Origin of the sequence: Halomicroarcula saliterrae, from assembly GCF_031624395.1 — an archaeon.
In the GTDB taxonomy this organism is placed as follows: Archaea; Halobacteriota; Halobacteria; order Halobacteriales; family Haloarculaceae; genus Haloarcula; species Haloarcula saliterrae.
In genome coordinates this window covers 153,367-171,054 of record NZ_JAMQON010000001.1, presented here as the reverse complement: position 1 = coordinate 171,054, position 17,688 = coordinate 153,367, and the positions used below count along the sequence as shown (strand labels likewise).

Sequence of the window (17,688 nt, the reverse complement as noted above, 5' to 3'; positions counted from 1 at the left end):
CCGCGTTCGCCCGGCGTACCAGAAACCAGTAATGGGGTGAGTCCCTAGGAGCCGGCGATGAGTGAGCGTGGTATCTCCCGACGCGAGTTCGCGAAAAGCGCCGTCGCCATCGGCGGGACGGCCGCACTCGCGGCCTGTCTGGACCGGTTCGGACAGCCCGACGTGCCCACAGGGACCGACCCGTCGACGCTCCCGGCCAGACAGCACGCCTGGGACGGCGGGCTGCCGACCGACGACGCCGGGAACACGCGGCTGTCACGCCACCACGTCTTGCTGTTGCTCGACTACGAGCGCGACGGCACCCCGACCGACGGCGACCGACAGCAGGTCACCGACGCGCTCCGCTCGCTGGAACGGGCCTACGCCTGGCAGGCCAACGGCCTCCAGTTCACGCTCGGCTACAGCCCGGCGTACTTCGAGCGGTTCGAGAGCGGCCCCGCCGGGGTCGACCTTCCCGCTCCCGAGTCGCTGGCCCCCTTCGAGGACCCCGAACTCGACACGCCCGACGCACTGTTGCATCTGGCCAGCGACCACGAGTCCGTCGTGCTCGCGGCGGAGGAGGCCCTAAAGGACAACCGTGACACCGTCAACGACGTCGACGTAGCGGCCTCTCTCGACGGCGTCTTCGCCGAACAGGACCGCCGCACCGGCTTCGTCGGGGCCGGCCTCCCGGCACAGAACCAGGACGTGGACGGCATCCCGGACTCCGAGCCCGTCCCCGAAGACGCCCCGCTGTTCATGGGTTTCAAATCGGGCTTCGACGGGAACCAGGCCAGCGAGGACCGCGTCACCGTCGAGTCGGGCCCCTTCGCCGACGGCGCGACCCAGCACCTCTCGCGCATCCGCCTCCAGCTCCAGCAGTGGTACGAGCAGGACTCGCGCGACCAGCGCGTCTCGAAGATGTTCTGTCCGGCCCACGCCGACGAGGGCAAAGTCGAGGGCGTCGGCGAGAACCTGGGCACCGACAGCGGCGTGGGCGAGTGTCCCGAAGACGTCGTCGAGAACAGCCGGCGGGAGGGCGTCGCCGGCCACGCCCAGAAGGCCGCACGGGCCCGTGACGACGACGACACACCGATCATCCTCCGGCGGGACTTCGACTCCACCGACGGCAGCGAGGCGCGAGTCCACTTCCTCTCGCTGCAACGCGCTATCGCCGACTTCGTCGCCACGAAGGCCGTGATGAACGGCACCGACGTGGCCGACGAGTCCGCGGTCGGCCAGCGCGTCAACAACGGCATTCTCCAGTACATGCGCGTAGAGCGCCGCGGAAACTACCTGCTGCCGCCGCGGGGCCTGCGGGCGCTCCCGGCGGCGAACCCGGCTTGAGAGCGTTCAGACGCCGTTGCGACGGGTCTCGACCCGTTCGCGTGCCGTCGCCGTATCGGTCACGCGGTAGCGGAACGACTGCGTGAAGTAGTCCATGATGGGGCCTTCAGTCCCCGTCGCGCCCGCCGGTAACTCGGTCGTCGAACCGCCGTCACAGGTGACGACGGCCTCGTACCCCCGAGACAGCTCGGTGACGCTGTCGACGCGGCATTCGAGGTCCATCTCGGTGTGCTCGCCCTGCCAGAGCTTGTTGTAGACGTAGTTGTACTCGTAGTCGTAGACGAAGTCGCTGACGGTCGATTCGGACAACGTCGCCGGCCTGTCCGGGACGGCTTTGGGCCCGTCCGGGAAGTCGATACTCCCGCCGCCGGGCGGCGTGGCTGTCGGCGCCGAGGAGGGCGTGGCCGACGGCTGGGAGGTGGCTGTCTCCGGCGTTCCGATACAGCCGGCAGTGAGGACGACGAGTCCGAGGACGGTCGCGATAGCGATTCGGGAAGGCACGGCGAACCGTGCTCGTATTGACAGTAAATGCTTTGTGTGGGTCCGCCGGCCGCTGGATTCGCCAGCCGTACCAGAACCGTCTTTGTGTGAACACCGCTAGCGACGGTATGGACCGCCGTCGCTTCCTCGCCGGTGCCGGCCTCGCCGGCGCGTCGATAGTCGCAGGGTGTGGCTCGCTACAGGAACAGTCGACCCGGTCGCCGCCGCTGGTCGAGAACCGACCCGACGCGACCTACTACCCCACCCACCGCGAGGGCATGGAGATGATCGGAACGAAGCAAGCCGGCGACTACATGGTCGGCCTGACCTACTCGTACCCACACCGGTTCTGGACGGTGACCGGGACTACCGCCGAGCAGGTCAGCATCCGGGACGCCGACAGCGTCCACCTCATGGCGTCGGTGTGGGACCCGGAGACCAACACGGTCCTGCCGATCCAGTCGGGCGTCAACATCGAAATCGCGTCCGACGGCGAGACGGTCGCCGACAAACAGCCCTGGCCCATGGTCTCTCAGAACATGGGCTTTCACTACGGCGACAACTACCAGCTCGACGGCGAGGGCGTCTACGAGCTCACCGTCAGTATCAGCGGGATGACCGAGCGCCGCCTCGGTGCGTTCGACGGGAACTTCGGTACCAGCGGGAAGATGAGCACCAACTGGGAGTTCTCGCGAGCGGCCCGCGATAGCATCTCCTACACCGAGTTTCCGGACAAACAGGGCGACCAGGCCGCGCTCGACCTCATGAGCATGGAGATGATACCGACCTCGCAGCTCCCGGCGACCGACGCGTTGCCCGGCGAACTGCTGGGCACCGCGAAGGGCAGCGACGAGGTGTACGCGGCGACGTGGCTCTCCGACGCCGATTTCCTCGGGTCGGGCGAGTCGTATCTCGCCGTCTCGGTCCACACGCCGTACAACCGAGTACCGCTCCCGATGATGTCCCTCGACGGCACCGTCGACGTGGGCGGTGAGACGGCCTTCGACGACGCGCTGACCGCGGCCATCCACCCCGACATCGGCTATCACTACGGGGCCGTCGTCCCCGCGACCGGCGACCCGACCGTCACCGTCGAGACTGTCGCGCCGCCGCAGGTCTCCCGCCACGAGGGGTACGAGACCGCGTTCCTCGCGACGCCGACCGTCGAGTTCTAGACCGAGAACGGACTCGGTCCCTCGGTCCAGGGCCACCCCGGGAGTCTGGTCTGGATGCCGGCCGCAAGCGCCGCGTCGAGGTCGTCCGCGCCCGCGGTGTCGTTCGGCTCGCCGTGGGTGCGTACGTCCGCGACGTGGAACGTCGCCTCGGCGAGCAGCCGCAACGGCTGGTCGCCGGCGAGCATCGCGGCCAGTTCACGGCCGAGCAGTTCGTCGACGACGAAGCCCGGGTAGTCGCCCTCGACGTCGAGCGCCCGCAGGAGGGCCACGAGCGCCGCGACGTTGACCGGCCGGTCGCCGTCGGCAAACACCGTCTCGACGGCGTCGTAGTAGGCCGCCTCGTCGATACTGTCGACGTCGGTGCCGAACTGCTCGCCGAGATGAGCCCGGGTCTCGTTGACCAGCGGGACCACCACGTCGGCTCGGCCCCGGACCCACTCGTACTCCTCGGCGACGACCGCAGGTGTAACGCGCATACCGTGGGCTCGCGGGCTGTGAACTTTGGTGTGACGCCCGTCCGGCGGCTGCCCACCGGAGCCGGTAGCCCGGAAACGGCCACAAGTCCCCGCTCTCAGCAGCGGTCACGGCCACAGCGGGCAGCACCGGCGCGAAGTGCGAAGTCTTTAATAATTCGACAGTGGAACCTACTGGCACAATCGGTTTTCCGGGGCGCCTTGTCGGCGAGGTCACACTGGCCGACGGACTCCCCAAGGACACCGGACCCGCCACGGCGTCGGCCACAACAGGCTCCCGCCGGTTCTACACTATGAGCACGGTAGACAAGCAACTCGAAGATGTCCGAGCAACGATAGACGAAGAGGTTCCCAACCGCATCTCGGTCACCGACGTGACCTACGAGGGGCCGGAACTGGTCATCTACACCCGCGACCCCAAGGAGTTCGCCACCGACGACGACCTCGTCCGGCGGCTGGCCTCGAAGCTCCGCAAGCGTATCACCGTTCGGCCGGACCCCGACGTTCTCACGCGCCCCGAGTCGGCCAGAGAGGAGATACGTGATATCATCCCCGAGGACGCCGCCGTCAGCGACATTCAGTTCCTCGCCGACACGGGCGAGGTCGTCATCCACGCGAGAAAGCCCGGCCGAGTCATCGGCCGCCGCGGGGAGACGCTGCGGGAGATAACCAGAGCCGTCGGCTGGACGCCCGAGGTGGTCCGGACGCCGGCTATCGACTCGCCGACGGTGGCGAACGTCCGGACCTTCCTCACACAGGAACGCGACGACCGCCGCGACATCCTCGAACGCGTCGGCCGCCAGATTCACCGCGACCCGATGTCGAGCGACGAGTGGGTCCGCGTCACCACGCTGGGCGGATGCAAGGAGGTCGGGCGGGCGGCCTACATCATCTCGACGGCCGACACGCGCATCCTCGTCGACTGCGGCGACAAGCCCGGCGAACGCAGCGAACAGCCGTATCTCGACGTGCCCGAGGCCATCGGGTCGGGCGCGACCTCGCTCGACGCCGTGGTCCTGACACACGCCCATCTGGACCACGCCGCGCTGGTGCCGCTGCTCTACGAGAACGGCTACGACGGCCCGGTGTACTGCACGGAGCCGACGCGTGACCTGCTGGGGCTGCTGACGCTGGACTACGTCGACTCGGCGGCCCGGACGGGACGGCAGCGTCCCTACGACACCGAGATGGTCCGCGAGGCGGTCAAACACTGCATCCCGCTGGAGTACGGCGACGTGACCGACATCGCGCCGGACGTGAAGCTCACGCTGCACAACGCCGGCCACGTGCTCGGCAGCTCCGTCGTCCACTTTCACATCGGCGACGGGCTCTACAACGTCGCCTTCTCCGGGGACATCCACTACGACAACACGCGGCTGCTGGACGGCGCGGTCAACGAGTTCCCGCGAGTCGAGACGCTCGTGCTCGAATCGACGTACGGCGGCCGCAACGACTACCAGACCGACCAGGGCGACTCCGAGCGCAAGTTCAAAGAGCGGCTACAGGACGCCGCCGAGCGCGACGGGACGGTGCTCGTTCCGACCGACGCCGTCGGCCGACCACAGGAGCTGCTGGTCGTCATCGAGGAGCTCATGCGGTCTGACGACGTGCCCGAGATGCCCGTCTACATCGACGACATCATCTGGGAGGCCACGGCCGTCCACACGAGCTACCCCGAGTTCCTCCGTGACGGCGTCGCGGACCGGCTCCACGACGACGACGAGAACCCGTTCCTCGCCGACCAGTTCACCCCGGTCAGCGACGACGAGGAGCGCCGGGAGCTGGCCGAACGCGACGAGGCCAGCGTCGTCCTCTCGACGCCCGGCATGTGTACGCCCGGCCCGGTCCGGACGTGGCTCGAAGCGCTCGCACCGGACCCCGACAACACGCTCACCTTCGTCGACTACCAGGCCCGGGGAACGCTCGGCAACCGCATCCAGAGCGGCCGCGATTCGGTGTCGCTCGACGGCGAGAGCGTCCCGCTGGAACTGCACGTCGAGACGATCGACGGCTTCTCCGGCCACGCCGACCGGCAGGGGCTGGAGAACTTCGTGAAGACGATGCACCCCCGCCCGGAGAAGGTCCTCTGTGTCGACGGCGACCAGTCGGCCACGCAGGACCTCTCCTCGTCGCTGTACCACGACTACAATCTGCGGACGTTCACGCCGCAGAACCTGGAGACGTTCCGCTTCATCTAAACCGCTTTTTGCACCGTCGCGAGCGTCGCAAAGCGATGCTCGCTCGGGGAAAAATCGCGGCGTGTTCCTTTCGCGGGCCTTCGGCCCGCGGCAGTCCGCGCGCCGCGTTCGAACCGGCGGTTGCGCCGCCGGATGCTCACAGCGACCTGCCCTCATCACGACGGCCTGCCCGTCCCCGTTCGCCAGCGACGGCGCGCTGGCGAGGCCACCCGCGAGTATCTTACAACAGGTGTTGGGATTGCCGGCTCCACCAGTCCTTTTAGCCGTCGGCCGTCTGAGCGTCGCTATGGAGTACACACGACTCGGTTCGACCGGGACGACGGTGTCGCAGCTCTGTTACGGGACCTGGCGCTTCGGCCGGGAGACCGGCGGCGTCGTCGAGACGGACCGCGAGCAGGCCCACGAACTGCTGGACGCGGCCTGGGACCGGGGCATCAACTTCTTCGACACGGCGAACGTCTACGGGCACCCGAACGGCAAGAGCGAGCGCTACATCGGCGAGTGGCTCGACGACCGCGACCGCGAGGACGTCGTTCTCGCCTCGAAGGTGTACTTCCCGTTCGACGGCTGGGGCGAGCCCGGGCCGAACGATTCGGGTCTGGGTCGCAAGCACATCCGCGCCCAGATAGAGGGGACCCTCGACCGGCTGGACACCGACTATCTGGACCTCTACTACATCCACCGCTGGGACGAGGAGAGCGACATCGTCGAGACGCTCAGGACCTTGAACGACCTCGTCCGCGAGGGGAAAGTCCACTACCTCGGGGCGTCGACGATGGCCGCCTGGCAGCTGACCAAGGCGCTGTGGAAGGCGGACGTCGAGGGGCTCGAACGGTTCGAGGTGACCCAGCCGCTCTTCCACGCCGGCTACCGCGACGACGTCAAAGACTACCTCGACGTCTGTGCGGATCAGGGGATGGCGGTCTGTCCCTACTCCCCGCTCGCGGGCGGGTTCCTCACCGGGAAGTACGAGCGCACCGACGACGACGACCCGACGAAGTTCGAGGGGCCCGAGGGGGCGCGTGGCTCGCTGTCGGACCGCTTCGAGGACTTCTACCTCTCGGAGCGCGGCTGGCACGTGCTGGACGAGCTCCGCGCCGTCGCCGACGACCTCGGCGCGACGACCCCACAGGTCGCCCTCCGGTGGCTCATCGAACAGCCCGACATCACCTGCGTGCCTATCGTCGGCGCGCGCACCGTCGACCAGCTGGACGAGAACGTCGGCGCGGCCGACATCTCCCTGTCCGACGACCAGTTCAACCGCATCGTCTCCGCCCGCTACGCCGACGACGGCGAGCGGTGGGGCCACCGCCGCTGAGTCGCCGCCCGGCCGAGCTTTTTCCTGTTAGAAGTAGAACACGAGACAATGGCAACCCTCGCCGAATTCGCCCTGCCGCCCGAGACGTTCCCGGTCGGGGTCGTGTTCGAGGAGTTTCCCGAGGCGACGATCGAACTGGGGCGCGTCGTCCCGGTCCGAGAGGAGTTGCGTCCCTACTGCTGGGTGATGAACGTGGCCGGCGACGCCGTCCAGCGCTTCCTCGAACTGGAGACCGCCATCGAACAGCCGAAAATCGTCGATACGGTTGGTGACCACACGCTGTTCCGATACCAGAGCCCGCGGACCAGAGACGGACTGCTGGCGGCGCTCGCCGACACCGACGTGACGCTGCTGTCGGCGACGGGTACCCGAGAGGGGTGGCTAATCCACGTCCAGAGCGACAGACAGCGCGCCATAGCGGCTTTCGACGACCAGTGCCGGCAGGCCGGCATCCGGCTGACCCTGCGGGACATCCACAAGGTGACGGCACCGTCCGAGCGGAGCCACCCGGCGGTGACGGACGCCCAGCGCGAGGCCCTGTTGCTCGCCTACGAACACGGCTACTACTCGGAACCCCGCGAAACGACCCTCGACGAGCTCGCCGACCGTGTCGGCATCTCTCGGCAGGCGTTCGCGAGTCGCCTCCGACGGGGCTACCGGACGTTGATAGAGTCACACCTGAAATACGGCAGCGGGCTTGAACGGGTTACATAGTCAATCCGTTCCCCTATGTCCGTCCCGATAGTTGTCGTGTACAATGGACGACTGGACAGCATTTGCCGGTGAGGAAGAAAGCAACGATGGCCTCCGGACCGACAGCAGGATATGCGACTTCGAGATCGACGAAGCCGACCCGGAGACTGGGACGACCGTCGTCGGCTACGACCACGGCTCGGACCCGTTGAGCATCGCCGTACCGGCCCTCGTCGCCCACTGTGAGTCGACGGACCCGTGTTCGCTCCCGCCCCTGTACGAGGCGGTCGACTCCGAGGCACTGGAGGCCCTGTTCGGCGACGGCCAGACCGCCGATTCGAGCGTCGTCGTCAGCTTCCGGTATGCCGGCTACACCGTCACCGCCGACGACGACCTCCTCTCGGTGTGTCCCCGGGAGTGAGTCAGGCCGCGTCCGACGGGTCGACGACCTCGTCGGTCGCCGGATAGACGCCGACCTGCTCACAGCGGTCGGCCAGCGGGCAGGCCTCCGGGTCGTCCAGACAGGCCGGTTTGCGGGCTTTGCAGTACTCGCGCCCGAACTGTATCATCGCGGTGTGGCCGAAGCCGCACTTCTCGGCGGGCACGTCCCGCTCTATGTGCTCCCGGACGGTCTCGTGGTCGGCGTCGGCGGGCGCCAGCCCCATCCGGCGGGCGATGCGGTGGACGTGCGTGTCGACGGGGAAGACGCCGCCGCGGCCGCCGGCAAAGAGCAGGACACAGTCGGCGGTCTTGGGGCCGACGCCGTTCATCTCCAGCAGCCGGTCTCGGACCGCGTCGGGGTCGGCCTCCCTGACGAACTCGTCGAACCCGTCCTCCCCGCCGAACTCCGCACGGATTTCGTCGGCCAGAGCGACGATTCGCGCCGACTTCTGGTTGTACAGCCCCGCCGACTGGATGGTCTCGGCGAGCTCGGACTGGTCCGCCTCGGCGAGGGCCGCGACGAGGTCCGCGCCGCCAGTGTACCGTTCCATCAGCGCGTCGTGGGCCGGCTGGCTCGCCGTATCGGACGTGTTCTGGCTGAGGATGGTGCGGACGAGACAGTCGAAAGCGTCCTGACCGCCGTAGGTCTTCGTCCAGTACAGCTCGCCCAGGCGGTCGACGACGGCTTCGGCCCGCGTCGCCGCGGTCGCCGGGTCGAACGTCGCCGTCCGTCCCCCGCCGGACTCGCCACCGCTGATGTTCTTCGAGGGCTCTCGGTCGGTCATGTGGGCTCCAAGGGGTGCGAGGGGCAAAACAGCTTCACCCGCTCGACGCCGGGCTGGCACTGCCGTCGCCGAACCATCTTTCTGTCGTGGCGTCCGAATCACCGCTGTGACCTCGACCGTTCTCGTCACCGGCGCCACCGGCACCGTCGGTTCGGCACTGCTCGACGCACTGACCGACCGTGACGCGACGGTCCGGGCGGCAACCCGGTCGCCGCCGGGGACCGGGCCGGCCGACGAGTGGGTCGCGTTCGACTTCGAGAAGCCCGAAACGTGGGGCGACGCCCTGGCCGGCGTCGACGCGCTCTTCGTGATGCGCCCGCCACAGCTCTCCCGGGTCGGCCCGGTTCGGGCGTTCGTCGACGCCGCCGGCCGTGTCGGCGTCGACCGCTGTGTCGTGCTCTCCGTGCTCGGCGCCGACCGGAACCCGCTGCTCCCACACCGACGAATCGAGCGCCACGTCGCGGCCTCGCCGCTCCGGTGGACGTTCCTGCGCCCCTCCTTTTTCACCCAGAACCTCGTCGAAGTCCACGGCGACGCGCTCGCGCGGGGGGAGATTCCGGTGCCGGCCGGCGACGGGCGGACGAGCTTCGTCGACGCCCGCGACGTGGCGGCCGTCGCCGCCGTCGCGCTCACCGAGCCGGGCCACGCCGGCGTCGCCTACGACCTCACCGGACCCGAAGCACTCACCTACGACGAGGTGGCCGCAGTCGCGAGCGACGTGCTCGGCTCACCGGTCGCGTACACCGACCCCTCGCTCCCGCGGTTCGTGGTCCGGGAGCTCCGGCGGGGCCGGCCGCTGGGTTTCACACTGGTGATGAGCGGCATCTACACCACGGCCCGGCTCGGGCTCGCCGGTCGTGTCACCGGGGCTGTCGAGCGCGTGCTCGGGCGACCGCCGCGAGACGTGCGGGCGTTCTTCGAGGACTACGGGGACGAGAGGACGGCCTCACGTCGACTCCACGGTGAGTGAAAACGTCAGCTCCGCGCCGTCGGCGAGCGCCGCCACCAGGTCGCGGTCGACGTCGCCGGCGGCCGCGTCGGCCCCGACCATCACCGTCCGGTCGTCGACGTAATCGCTGGTCCGGAGGACGTGGCTCCGGTCGTTCTCGAAGGAGAGCTCCGGGTGACCAGAGCCCTCGACGACGACGCGGTGGCCGGCGGCTTCGAGCGTCGCCGTGATGGTCGCGTCGGCGGACCGGCAGGCCGCGACGAACTCGTCGTCGAAGTCGGCGGGGACGGTGTCGGCCTCGACGCCGAGGATGCAGTCACCGGCCGGCGTCAGAAAGTCGTCGCTGGTGACTTCGAGCGTGCTCGCGTGTTCGGCCGTGACGTTCTCGTGGCCCCGTGCGCTGACGACGGCGTCGTGTTCCATACGGCCTCGTTTTCGACGGCCGTACTTAGACGGACGGTTCTGCGTGTCGCCGGGACCGGGTCGACGACACGCCTGTTGCACCGTCGGTTTCAGTCGGTCGACTCGGGGCGGGCGACGGTGACCGTCACCGCGCCACAGACACACTCGTAGGCCTCCCGCCGACCGGCGGCCGTCTCGAACGCCAGCTGTGGCTCGGTCAGGGCGCGGTCGCAGCCGTCGGCGTCGCACGTGTTCTCCCCGCGGAGGTCCTGTATCATATCTGCAGGGACGGTCCGGGGTTACCTTAATCCGAGCCGTCCCCGGAGTGAAAGTGAAAGTGACAGCGGGCGACGGGGCCGGACCGAATCCACCGCCGGCCCGTGGGGGTAAAGGATATGCCCCCAGCGGACGGGCCACATGGTATGTCGCTTTCGTGGCGCGGCGCGTCGGTAGCGCCGGACGAGGAGATGCCGTCGCCGGAGACGTGGGAACCGGTGTCGGTCCCGGGACGGCCGGCACAGTTCGCCGGGGCCGACGCCGTCGCATACGAGACGACGGTCGCTGACCCGCGGCGTGGCGCCGACGAACACGCGGTGCTCGTTCTGCGGGGGAGTTACGCCCAGACACGCGTCTGGTGTAACGGCGAACAGCTCGCGGCCTCGGACCGCTACGTCACGCCGCTGCGCGTCCGGCTGCCCGACGCCGAGGAGTACCGGCTCCTGGTCGAGTGTCGGCGCCCCGAGCACCGCTTTGGCGGGCTCCACGACACCGACGAGCTGCCGGCCGACCGCTGCGTGCCGGGCATCTGGTGGGACGCGAGCATCGAGACCTACCCCGACCCGTTCGTGCACGCGATGCGTGCGCGACCGCGCCTCACCGAGGAGGGGGCCGCGGTCGACGTACAGGCCGAAGTCGTCACGAGCGAACCCATCGACGACCGGCTCACCTTCTCACTGCGGCCGGCGGGCGAAGTGCGGGGCGGCGGGATGATGGACCGCGCCCGCGTCGACACCGACGCCGGGGAACGCACCGTCACGCACACCATAGACGTGCGGGACCCGACGCTGTGGTGGCCCCACGACCGCGGCGACCAGCCCCGGTACGTGGTGCGGGCCAAACTCGGCGACGCCGAGCACTCCCTGACCACGGGGCTGCGCTCGGTCACGTACGACGACGGGCTCCGGGTCAACGGCGAGCGGGTCAGGGTCCGCGGGGTGACGCTACTGGACCCGACAGTCGAGGACGTCGAACGCGCGCTGGCGGCGAACGCGAACCTCGTCCGCGTTCGCGCCCAGGGCCTCCCACCGGACGTGGCCGAGGCGTGTGACGAATACGGCCTCCTCCTCTGGCAGGACCTTCCACTCACCGGCCCCGGTGGCTTCGATATGGAGCGCGGTCGCGAACTGGCGTCGGCGTTCACCGCCCACATCGGCCACCACCCGAGCCTCGCCTGTGTCGCGGTCCACGACGAACCCGTCCGGCCCTACGCCGACGGGCTCGGTTCGGGGCTGCTCGACCGGCTGCGCTTTCGCTTCCGGGCCTGGCGTGCGAGCTACAACGAGGCGCCCGCGACGTCGGTGGCCGACCGCGTCGAAGGGGTCCCCACCTTCCCCGTCGTCGGCCCGCCCGGTATCGACCCCGACGCTGTCACGCTGTATCCGGGTTGGCAGTACGGCGCGGTCGGCGACCTGTCGTGGCTCTGTGACCGGTACGACGTCGGCGAGGTGGTCGCCGGCTTCGGCGCCGGCTCGCTGGGGAGCGACGAGACGGCGGCGGTCCACGACAGCCGCGTCAGCGGCGACAGCACGGCCTCACAGACGTATCAGGCCCGAATCGTGCAGGCGGTCGCCGAGGCGCTCCGACAGCGGGAGAGCGAGATACTGCTGCTCGACAGCCTCCGGGACGTGGGCGACGCCGGGATGGGCGTGCTCACCGAAGACGGAACGGAAAAGGCGGCGTACGCGACGGTGACCGACAGCTACCAGCCGACACAGGTGTTCCTCTCGGACCCGACACCGGGCGAAAGCGACATCGTGGTGTGTCACGACCGCCCCTCGGGCGCGACGGTGACCGTCGAGTGGGACCACAACGGCGACCGGCAACAGGAGGAACGCATCATCGGCGAGTTCGGCAGAGTGACCGTCGGTTCGCTCACCCTCGAAGCCGGGGACGAACTGACGCTGGCCGCCGCCGTCGAGCGGCAGGCGGTGAAAAACGAGTACCACATCGACGGGGATATATAACCGATACCGAATCCGTGTGAAAGCTTCACGCGCCCGCAGACGGGTGTGTGAGGGGTCGCCACGGTATCGGTTGCACCGCAATATTTAAACGGTATCCCCCGGTAGTTGTTGGTACCAGAACGCTTTCGCGTTCAGGCAGTATCGCTCCGCGCCCAACATGAGAGGGAACCCTTGTTATTGGTGCCAGCCCCTCCATAGCTACGGTTCTGCCTGTCCGAAGGCGGTGATGGCATAGAGGTTCCAACAATGGCAGACTCGATAGACGAATCAAAAAACGTTGCAGTAACAGAAGAGGATCTTGAGAACAAATCGAAGGGCGAGCTCATCAAGCTCGCCGGTCAGCTGCGAGACCGGCGAAACGAGCTCAACCAGATGGCTTCCGAGCGTGCTAGCGCCCGCGACGACCTGAACGCGAAGACGCGCGAGAAGGTCGACGAGGCCCAAGAACACCGCGAGAAGCGCGACGAGCTCAACGAGCAGGTCCAGGAGCACAAGGACAAGCGCAACGAGCTCAACGCCGAGGCCAACAAGCTGTTCGACAAGGTCGACAAAGTCAAGAACGACCTCGAACTCGACGAGGGAAAATCGGTCGACGAACTCACGGACGAGATCGAAGATCTCGAGTTCAAACAGCAGACCGAGGTGCTCTCCTCCGAGGACGAGAAGGAGCTCATCGAGAAGATCGAGGCGAAACGCGAGAAGCTCCAGAACAAGAAAGAAAAGCTCGACCAGAGCGGCGATCTCGAGGGGCTCAAAGAGGAGGCCGAGGAGGTCCGCTCGGAGGCCTCGAAACACCACCAGAAGGTCACGGAGCTGGCCGACGAGGCCCAGAAACACCACAACGAGATGATCGAGGCCTACCGCGAGGCCGACGAGATCCGTGACGACGCCGACGAGAAACACGAGGAGTTCGTGGAGGCCCAGGAGGCCGCCGACCAGCACCACGAGGACTTCGTCCGCGTCCAGAAGCGCCTGCGCGAGCTCGACAAGAAAGAGGAGCAACAGGAGCGCTCCCAGCGCGAGGAGAAGCAGGAGGCCGCCCGCGAGGAGGCCGAGGAGATCTACCAGAAGTTCAAGGAAGGCGAAACCCTCGACACCGAGGACCTGATGAAGCTGCAGAAGGCCGGCAAGCTCTGAGTCGGCGTCTTTCTCTCTGTTTTTCACGGCCAGTAGATGCATCCCTATGTTCCCCTCCAGTCGGCGGGTCCGCTCGGGCTCCTCCCGACGGTCGTTGGCGGTGTCGTCTTCGGCCTCGCACTGGCGGCACCGCCGGGACCGATGAACGCCGTCATCGCCGAGGAGAGCGCTGTTCGCGGGTGGCGAGCGGGGCTGTTTGCCGGGCTGGGTGCGATGGTGGCCGACCTGTGCTTCCTCCTCCTCTCGCTCGTCGGTGTCGCCACAGTAGTGACCGAGACGCCCGGACTCCATCGGCTGATGGTGGCGACTGGCGGCCTGTTGATGCTCTGGTTCGCCTACGGCGCCGTCCGGGACGCGAGCGGGTTCTCGTCGGCCGAGGCGTCCGGGGCGGAGAGCCGTGGCTTCCGGAAAGCGCTCGTGTTGGCCCTCACGAACCCTTACCAGGTGGTGTTCTGGCTCACTGTCGGCATCGGGCTCCTCCGGCCGGGAACGGTAGACGTGCTGTCGTCACTGCCCTCCGTCGGGACCGACACCACGGGCCTGCTCGTCGTCCGGACGGGCCATCCGGCCTTGCTCGTCGGGCTGTTCGGTGGTATCGCGCTCTGGATAACGGGCTTTCCGGCGGCTATCGTGCTGGCACGCCGGCGCGTCGAGGCGCTGGCGCCGGCCGTGGCGTGGGCGAGCGCCGCGGTGCTCGCCGTGACCGGTGTGCTCTTTCTCGGTCAGGCCGTGGTGCAGTAGTTCAGGAGTCACCCATCCCGGTCGCCACGTCGTCGAGGCTCTCCTCGGCCTCCATCTCGGCGACCTCCATCTCCAGCCACTCCTGAAACCAGCGGGTGCGCTTGAGCCGCTGGTGGACGAGCGACTCCGCGGTGTCGCTCTCGACGCGCTCCTTGGCGTCGACGCCGCGCTCGATGACGCGGTCGACCATCTCCGCGGCGTCCATGTGGGTCCGTGACTCATAGCCCATCCGCAACAGCATCAGGGCCGTCCCGTTGGCCCCGACCTTGTCGAGGATGTCCGCCTCGATGAGACACTGCGTCTCCAGAGAGAGGTCCGAGAGGTCGTCCTGATAGGAGTGGGCCTCGATAGCACGACACACCTGTTCGACGAACGAGTCGGGGTACTCACCGTGTGTCTCGAGGTACTCGCGGGCGATGCGAGCGCCGGCCTCGGCGTGGACGTCCTGTTCGGCCTCCAGCTTCGCGATATCGTGGAACAGGGCCGCCACCCGGGTCACGTCGACGTTCGCACCCTCCCGCTCGGCGATGGTCGTCGAGATGTCGACGACGTTGAGGATGTGGTTGAACCGGTACTCCGCCGAGTGCCAGGGGTACCAGCGCATCCTGCCGCCTTCGTCCTCGTTTTCGACACTGGCAGCCAGATAGTCGTGGACGAACTCCCGCATCGCATCGAACGCCTCGTCCGAGACTGGTGACTCCCTAATCTCGACGCCCACGGCGACACCTCCGGCGATAGGTTCCGGTATTCATCTTACAGATAAGAAGGTACGTTCGACTCTTTAGCGTTACGACAGGGAAAACGCCCCGAAGCGGTCACGAATCCGAACGGATGTACGGAAAACAGCGGTGCCAAGAGTGGCGGTGTGGTTGAGCGGCGCCCAGTGCGAGCGGGGACCACGACCGGTCCGGTAGCACGCGTTCGGGCGAAGAACGGCCATCTCGGCGGGCAGCCGGCAGGCATCGGCCGGCAAGACACCTCTCTCTGTTTCAGGTAGTTATCCTCTCCATCTATGCTCGATAATCAACCTCCATGTGTGAATGTAAATCGTGCGTCCAAGAGTATAAGACTTTCTTTGAATTATGTGGTAGTAGTTCCGGCATCTCGACCCGCGGTCAGCCGCCGAAAGTTTCAATTGAACTGTATTTTTATGCCCGTCCGCTGTCAGGGTAGACGTATGGAACTCCGACGGGCTAGACCAGCCGACCGACCCGCGGTTCGGGATGTCGCGCGCCGTTCACTGCAGGCGTCGTACTCGCTGGGGCCGAAAGCGATTACCAGCGCGATAGCGGAGTGGTACAGCGAGGACCGACTGGCCGAGAAGCTCGAAGAGCCCGGACGGGTGGTCGTCGTCGCCGACGAGGCGGGCCAGGTCGTCGGGTTCTCCGAGAGTATCGTCGCGGCGGCCGACACGGCTACCCTGCTGTGGCTCCACGTCGACCCCGCTCACCGCGGGGAGGGTATCGCCAGCGCGCTGTTCGAGGCGACCCGCGAGGAGCTGACGGACCTCGACGTGACGGGGCTCCGCGGGCGCGTCCTCGCCGAGAACACCGAGGGGACCAGCTTCTACGAGCACCGCGGCTTCCGGCAGGTCGGCACCGATACGGTCGAGATAGACGGCGAGAGCTACGTCGAGAACATCTACGCCGAGTCCGAGCAGTGGGGCCGCGAAGCCGTCCAGACCGACGCGGACCGCACCGTCTACGTCGACCACGACAACCAGGAGCGCGGCTCGAAGGCCCCCTTCCAGGTCGTGTTCACCGAACCGGAGGGCGACAACCGCTATGGCTACTTCTGTAGCAACTGTAACACGCTCGCCACCGCGATGGATTCGATGGGCCGCATCGAGTGTGAGTCGTGTGGGAACGTGCGAAAGCCGGTTCGGTGGGACGCGGCGTATCTATAGCCTATCTGAGCCTCGTTTTCCTGACGGGATGTCACGCTTCCCCGGACGCAAGTGTGTCCCGGAGGAGTTGTCGGAAAAGCAATATAGTCTCGGGCGGATTCGAACCACGAAGACTCGAATCCTCTCGTCTTCTGGGCGCGAACCGCCGAGGATATTCACGCTCACGAAGTTGTTCGCGCGAAAATAGTCCCGGGCGGATTCGAACCGCCGTCGTGGGCTGTCTTCGGCGCTCGCCGAAGGCGAACGCCTCCAAAGGCCCATATGATTGGCCACTACACCACGGGACTTCGCTTCGTTCGCCCCGTGAGCATCGCGAACCACAGGTTCGCTCACCACCACGGGACTTCGCTTCGTTCGCCCCGTGAGCATCGCGAACCACAGGTTCGCTCACCACCACGGGACTTCGCTTCGTTCGCCCCATGTGCCTCGCAATCTCGTCGAGATTGCTCACCACCACGGGACTGCACTCGAATAAACCGCCGGAATGCACTTGAACGCTTCGAGAGCTAGTCGCTCGTCACTTCGGCCTCGACGTCGAGCAGACCACAGACGTCGTCCTCGGCGTTGAAGCAGTCGGGACACTGCGGTTCGCGGTCGATGATGGTGTCGAGCCGTTCGGCGACGGTCTCGTCGATGACCCCTTCGAGCGTCTTGGCCTCGCCGCGGAAGTCCTCGACTTCGAGGACCTCGATGAGGAACCGCTCGATGATACAGTAGTTCTGCAGGGCGTCACGGGCCTGTGTGATGCCCTCGTCAGTGAGGTCGACGCCCTTGTACTTCTCGTGGTCGAGCAGGCCGCGGTCCTCGAGCTTACCGATCATCTCGTTGGCGCTGGCTGGGCTGACGTCGAGCAGATTCGCGACGTCGCCGGTCGATGCCGGACCGTCGGCCTGTTGCTGTGTGAGGTATATCGCCTTCAGATACTGAGCCTGCGTGTTCATTCTCGTGCCTCCATGAGTTCGGTCACGTCCTCGACGCCCGCGGCCTCCTCCTCGCGGATGGTCGAGAGGACGTCGAGCAGCCGCTCGCGGTCGAGACCGAAGTCGGTCTCGGACGCTTCGATAGAATCGATGAGGTCGTCGTAGAACTTGTACGCCGTCTCCTCGTTGCAGAGCTGGTCGTACAACACACCGTCGAAGTCCTTGTCGGACTCGTACTGGGCCTCGACGAGGGTCTGTATCTCCTCGAACGGGACGGTGTCGGCGTCGAGGTCCTCGACGAGCGCTTCCAGCCGGCGGCGGTGGTCGGCCGACTCGGCCGACGCCTCGGAGAGCAGCTCGTGGAGCTGTGAGTCGTTCGCGGTGGTCGCCGCCGCGTGTTTGGCGGCTCGCGCCTCGACGACCTCTTCGAGGACGATGCCGATCTGGAGGAGGCGCGCGAGCTGGTGGTCCGACGCGACGGGCTGGGTCAGACTCACGACG

General features: G+C 67.2%; 19 protein-coding genes and 1 tRNA gene. 11 read left to right on the top strand and 9 right to left on the bottom strand.

Going from position 1 to position 17,688, the window contains the following annotated elements; all coding sequences use genetic code 11:
• Positions 1-57 precede the first annotated feature (57 nt).
• Positions 58-1,326 carry a DUF7405 family protein gene (locus tag NDI56_RS00905; RefSeq protein WP_310917524.1) on the top strand — a complete coding sequence of 423 codons (1,269 nt, stop codon included), beginning with the start codon at positions 58-60 and terminating at the stop codon, positions 1,324-1,326.
• Positions 1,327-1,332: 6 nt separating this feature from the next.
• Here the strand turns inward: NDI56_RS00905 and NDI56_RS00900 are convergent, their stop codons facing one another.
• Entirely contained in the window at positions 1,333-1,827 is a 495-nt protein-coding gene (locus tag NDI56_RS00900; protein ID WP_310917523.1) for a hypothetical protein, read from the bottom strand.
• Positions 1,828-1,934: 107 nt separating this feature from the next.
• On the opposite strand from NDI56_RS00900, the gene NDI56_RS00895 reads away from it, so the two are divergent.
• Positions 1,935-2,981 carry an iron transporter gene (locus NDI56_RS00895; RefSeq protein ID WP_310917522.1) on the top strand — a complete coding sequence of 349 codons (1,047 nt, stop codon included), beginning with the start codon at positions 1,935-1,937 and terminating at the stop codon, positions 2,979-2,981.
• On the opposite strand, the gene NDI56_RS00890 is transcribed toward NDI56_RS00895, so the two are convergent.
• The gene (locus tag NDI56_RS00890) at positions 2,978-3,457 is read right to left on the bottom strand and encodes a DUF7984 family protein (RefSeq protein ID WP_310917521.1); all 480 of its coding nucleotides are present in this window, start codon (positions 3,455-3,457) and stop codon (positions 2,978-2,980) included. The genes NDI56_RS00895 and NDI56_RS00890 overlap by 4 nt on opposite strands.
• 290 nt (positions 3,458-3,747) lie before the next feature.
• On the opposite strand from NDI56_RS00890, the gene NDI56_RS00885 reads away from it, so the two are divergent.
• From NDI56_RS00885 to NDI56_RS00870, 4 genes are all read left to right on the top strand, one after another.
• Positions 3,748-5,652: a beta-CASP ribonuclease aCPSF1 gene (locus NDI56_RS00885; protein ID WP_310917520.1), complete on the top strand. Its 1,905-nt coding sequence runs from the start codon at positions 3,748-3,750 to the stop codon at positions 5,650-5,652.
• Positions 5,653-5,938: 286 nt separating this feature from the next.
• Positions 5,939-6,970, top strand: coding sequence for an aldo/keto reductase (locus NDI56_RS00880; protein WP_310917519.1), 1,032 nt, complete (start codon positions 5,939-5,941; stop codon positions 6,968-6,970).
• 48 nt (positions 6,971-7,018) lie between these two features.
• The gene (locus NDI56_RS00875) at positions 7,019-7,684 is read left to right on the top strand and encodes a helix-turn-helix domain-containing protein (RefSeq protein WP_310917518.1); all 666 of its coding nucleotides are present in this window, start codon (positions 7,019-7,021) and stop codon (positions 7,682-7,684) included.
• A gap of 43 nt (positions 7,685-7,727) precedes the next feature.
• The gene (locus NDI56_RS00870) at positions 7,728-8,084 is read left to right on the top strand and encodes a HalOD1 output domain-containing protein (protein ID WP_310917517.1); all 357 of its coding nucleotides are present in this window, start codon (positions 7,728-7,730) and stop codon (positions 8,082-8,084) included.
• 1 nt (position 8,085) lies between these two features.
• On the opposite strand, the gene NDI56_RS00865 is transcribed toward NDI56_RS00870, so the two are convergent.
• Positions 8,086-8,889 (bottom strand): endonuclease III domain-containing protein, encoded by an 804-nt coding sequence (locus tag NDI56_RS00865; RefSeq protein WP_310917516.1) that lies wholly within the window; start codon positions 8,887-8,889, stop codon positions 8,086-8,088.
• A 106-nt stretch (positions 8,890-8,995) separates the two neighbouring features.
• Here NDI56_RS00865 and NDI56_RS00860 point away from each other — a divergent pair, with 106 nt between their 5' ends.
• A complete protein-coding gene (locus NDI56_RS00860; protein ID WP_310917515.1) occupies positions 8,996-9,859 on the top strand; it encodes an SDR family oxidoreductase in 864 nt (287 codons plus the stop codon).
• Here NDI56_RS00860 and NDI56_RS00855 read toward each other — a convergent pair.
• A complete protein-coding gene (locus NDI56_RS00855; protein ID WP_310917514.1) occupies positions 9,836-10,261 on the bottom strand; it encodes a DUF371 domain-containing protein in 426 nt (141 codons plus the stop codon). The genes NDI56_RS00860 and NDI56_RS00855 overlap by 24 nt on opposite strands.
• A gap of 89 nt (positions 10,262-10,350) precedes the next feature.
• Positions 10,351-10,518: a hypothetical protein gene (locus NDI56_RS00850; protein ID WP_310917513.1), complete on the bottom strand. Its 168-nt coding sequence runs from the start codon at positions 10,516-10,518 to the stop codon at positions 10,351-10,353.
• Between the two features lie 144 nt (positions 10,519-10,662).
• On the opposite strand from NDI56_RS00850, the gene NDI56_RS00845 reads away from it, so the two are divergent.
• From NDI56_RS00845 to NDI56_RS00835, 3 genes are all read left to right on the top strand, one after another.
• On the top strand, positions 10,663-12,483 hold the full coding sequence (locus tag NDI56_RS00845) for a glycoside hydrolase family 2 protein (protein ID WP_310917512.1): 1,821 nt from the start codon (positions 10,663-10,665) through the stop codon (positions 12,481-12,483).
• 246 nt (positions 12,484-12,729) lie between these two features.
• Entirely contained in the window at positions 12,730-13,620 is an 891-nt protein-coding gene (locus tag NDI56_RS00840; protein ID WP_310917511.1) for a coiled-coil protein, read from the top strand.
• A 36-nt stretch (positions 13,621-13,656) separates the two neighbouring features.
• Positions 13,657-14,361, top strand: a complete 705-nt coding sequence (locus NDI56_RS00835; protein WP_310917510.1) for a LysE family translocator — start codon at positions 13,657-13,659, stop codon at positions 14,359-14,361.
• Between the two features lies 1 nt (position 14,362).
• On the opposite strand, the gene NDI56_RS00830 is transcribed toward NDI56_RS00835, so the two are convergent.
• Complete coding sequence (locus tag NDI56_RS00830) at positions 14,363-15,079, bottom strand: HD domain-containing protein (RefSeq protein WP_310917509.1); 717 nt, start codon at positions 15,077-15,079, stop codon at positions 14,363-14,365.
• A 459-nt stretch (positions 15,080-15,538) separates the two neighbouring features.
• On the opposite strand from NDI56_RS00830, the gene NDI56_RS00825 reads away from it, so the two are divergent.
• Positions 15,539-16,267 carry a GNAT family N-acetyltransferase gene (locus NDI56_RS00825; RefSeq protein WP_310917508.1) on the top strand — a complete coding sequence of 243 codons (729 nt, stop codon included), beginning with the start codon at positions 15,539-15,541 and terminating at the stop codon, positions 16,265-16,267.
• 184 nt (positions 16,268-16,451) lie between these two features.
• Here the strand turns inward: NDI56_RS00825 and NDI56_RS00820 are convergent.
• The 3 genes from NDI56_RS00820 to NDI56_RS00810 all read right to left on the bottom strand — a co-directional run bounded on the left by NDI56_RS00820 (position 16,452) and on the right by NDI56_RS00810 (position 17,684).
• A tRNA-Gln gene (locus NDI56_RS00820) sits at positions 16,452-16,554 on the bottom strand.
• A 219-nt stretch (positions 16,555-16,773) separates the two neighbouring features.
• Complete coding sequence (locus tag NDI56_RS00815; RefSeq protein WP_310917507.1) at positions 16,774-17,208, bottom strand: metal-dependent transcriptional regulator; 435 nt, start codon at positions 17,206-17,208, stop codon at positions 16,774-16,776.
• Positions 17,205-17,684 carry a ferritin-like domain-containing protein gene (locus NDI56_RS00810; protein WP_310917506.1) on the bottom strand — a complete coding sequence of 160 codons (480 nt, stop codon included), beginning with the start codon at positions 17,682-17,684 and terminating at the stop codon, positions 17,205-17,207. Before NDI56_RS00810 ends, NDI56_RS00815 begins: the two co-directional genes overlap by 4 nt.
• Positions 17,685-17,688: the final 4 nt, after the last annotated feature.

Coding starts and splice junctions, on each gene's coding strand:
- NDI56_RS00905 (WP_310917524.1), top strand. CDS start 58: ATGAGTGAGCGTGGTATCTCCCGACGCGAGTTCGCGAAAAGCGCCGTC.
- NDI56_RS00895 (WP_310917522.1), top strand. CDS start 1,935: ATGGACCGCCGTCGCTTCCTCGCCGGTGCCGGCCTCGCCGGCGCGTCG.
- NDI56_RS00890 (WP_310917521.1), bottom strand. CDS start 3,457: ATGCGCGTTACACCTGCGGTCGTCGCCGAGGAGTACGAGTGGGTCCGG.
- NDI56_RS00885 (WP_310917520.1), top strand. CDS start 3,748: ATGAGCACGGTAGACAAGCAACTCGAAGATGTCCGAGCAACGATAGAC.
- NDI56_RS00880 (WP_310917519.1), top strand. CDS start 5,939: ATGGAGTACACACGACTCGGTTCGACCGGGACGACGGTGTCGCAGCTC.
- NDI56_RS00875 (WP_310917518.1), top strand. CDS start 7,019: ATGGCAACCCTCGCCGAATTCGCCCTGCCGCCCGAGACGTTCCCGGTC.
- NDI56_RS00870 (WP_310917517.1), top strand. CDS start 7,728: ATGGACGACTGGACAGCATTTGCCGGTGAGGAAGAAAGCAACGATGGC.
- NDI56_RS00865 (WP_310917516.1), bottom strand. CDS start 8,889: ATGACCGACCGAGAGCCCTCGAAGAACATCAGCGGTGGCGAGTCCGGC.
- NDI56_RS00855 (WP_310917514.1), bottom strand. CDS start 10,261: ATGGAACACGACGCCGTCGTCAGCGCACGGGGCCACGAGAACGTCACG.
- NDI56_RS00850 (WP_310917513.1), bottom strand. CDS start 10,518: ATGATACAGGACCTCCGCGGGGAGAACACGTGCGACGCCGACGGCTGC.
- NDI56_RS00845 (WP_310917512.1), top strand. CDS start 10,663: ATGTCGCTTTCGTGGCGCGGCGCGTCGGTAGCGCCGGACGAGGAGATG.
- NDI56_RS00840 (WP_310917511.1), top strand. CDS start 12,730: ATGGCAGACTCGATAGACGAATCAAAAAACGTTGCAGTAACAGAAGAG.
- NDI56_RS00835 (WP_310917510.1), top strand. CDS start 13,657: ATGCATCCCTATGTTCCCCTCCAGTCGGCGGGTCCGCTCGGGCTCCTC.
- NDI56_RS00825 (WP_310917508.1), top strand. CDS start 15,539: ATGGAACTCCGACGGGCTAGACCAGCCGACCGACCCGCGGTTCGGGAT.
- NDI56_RS00815 (WP_310917507.1), bottom strand. CDS start 17,208: ATGAACACGCAGGCTCAGTATCTGAAGGCGATATACCTCACACAGCAA.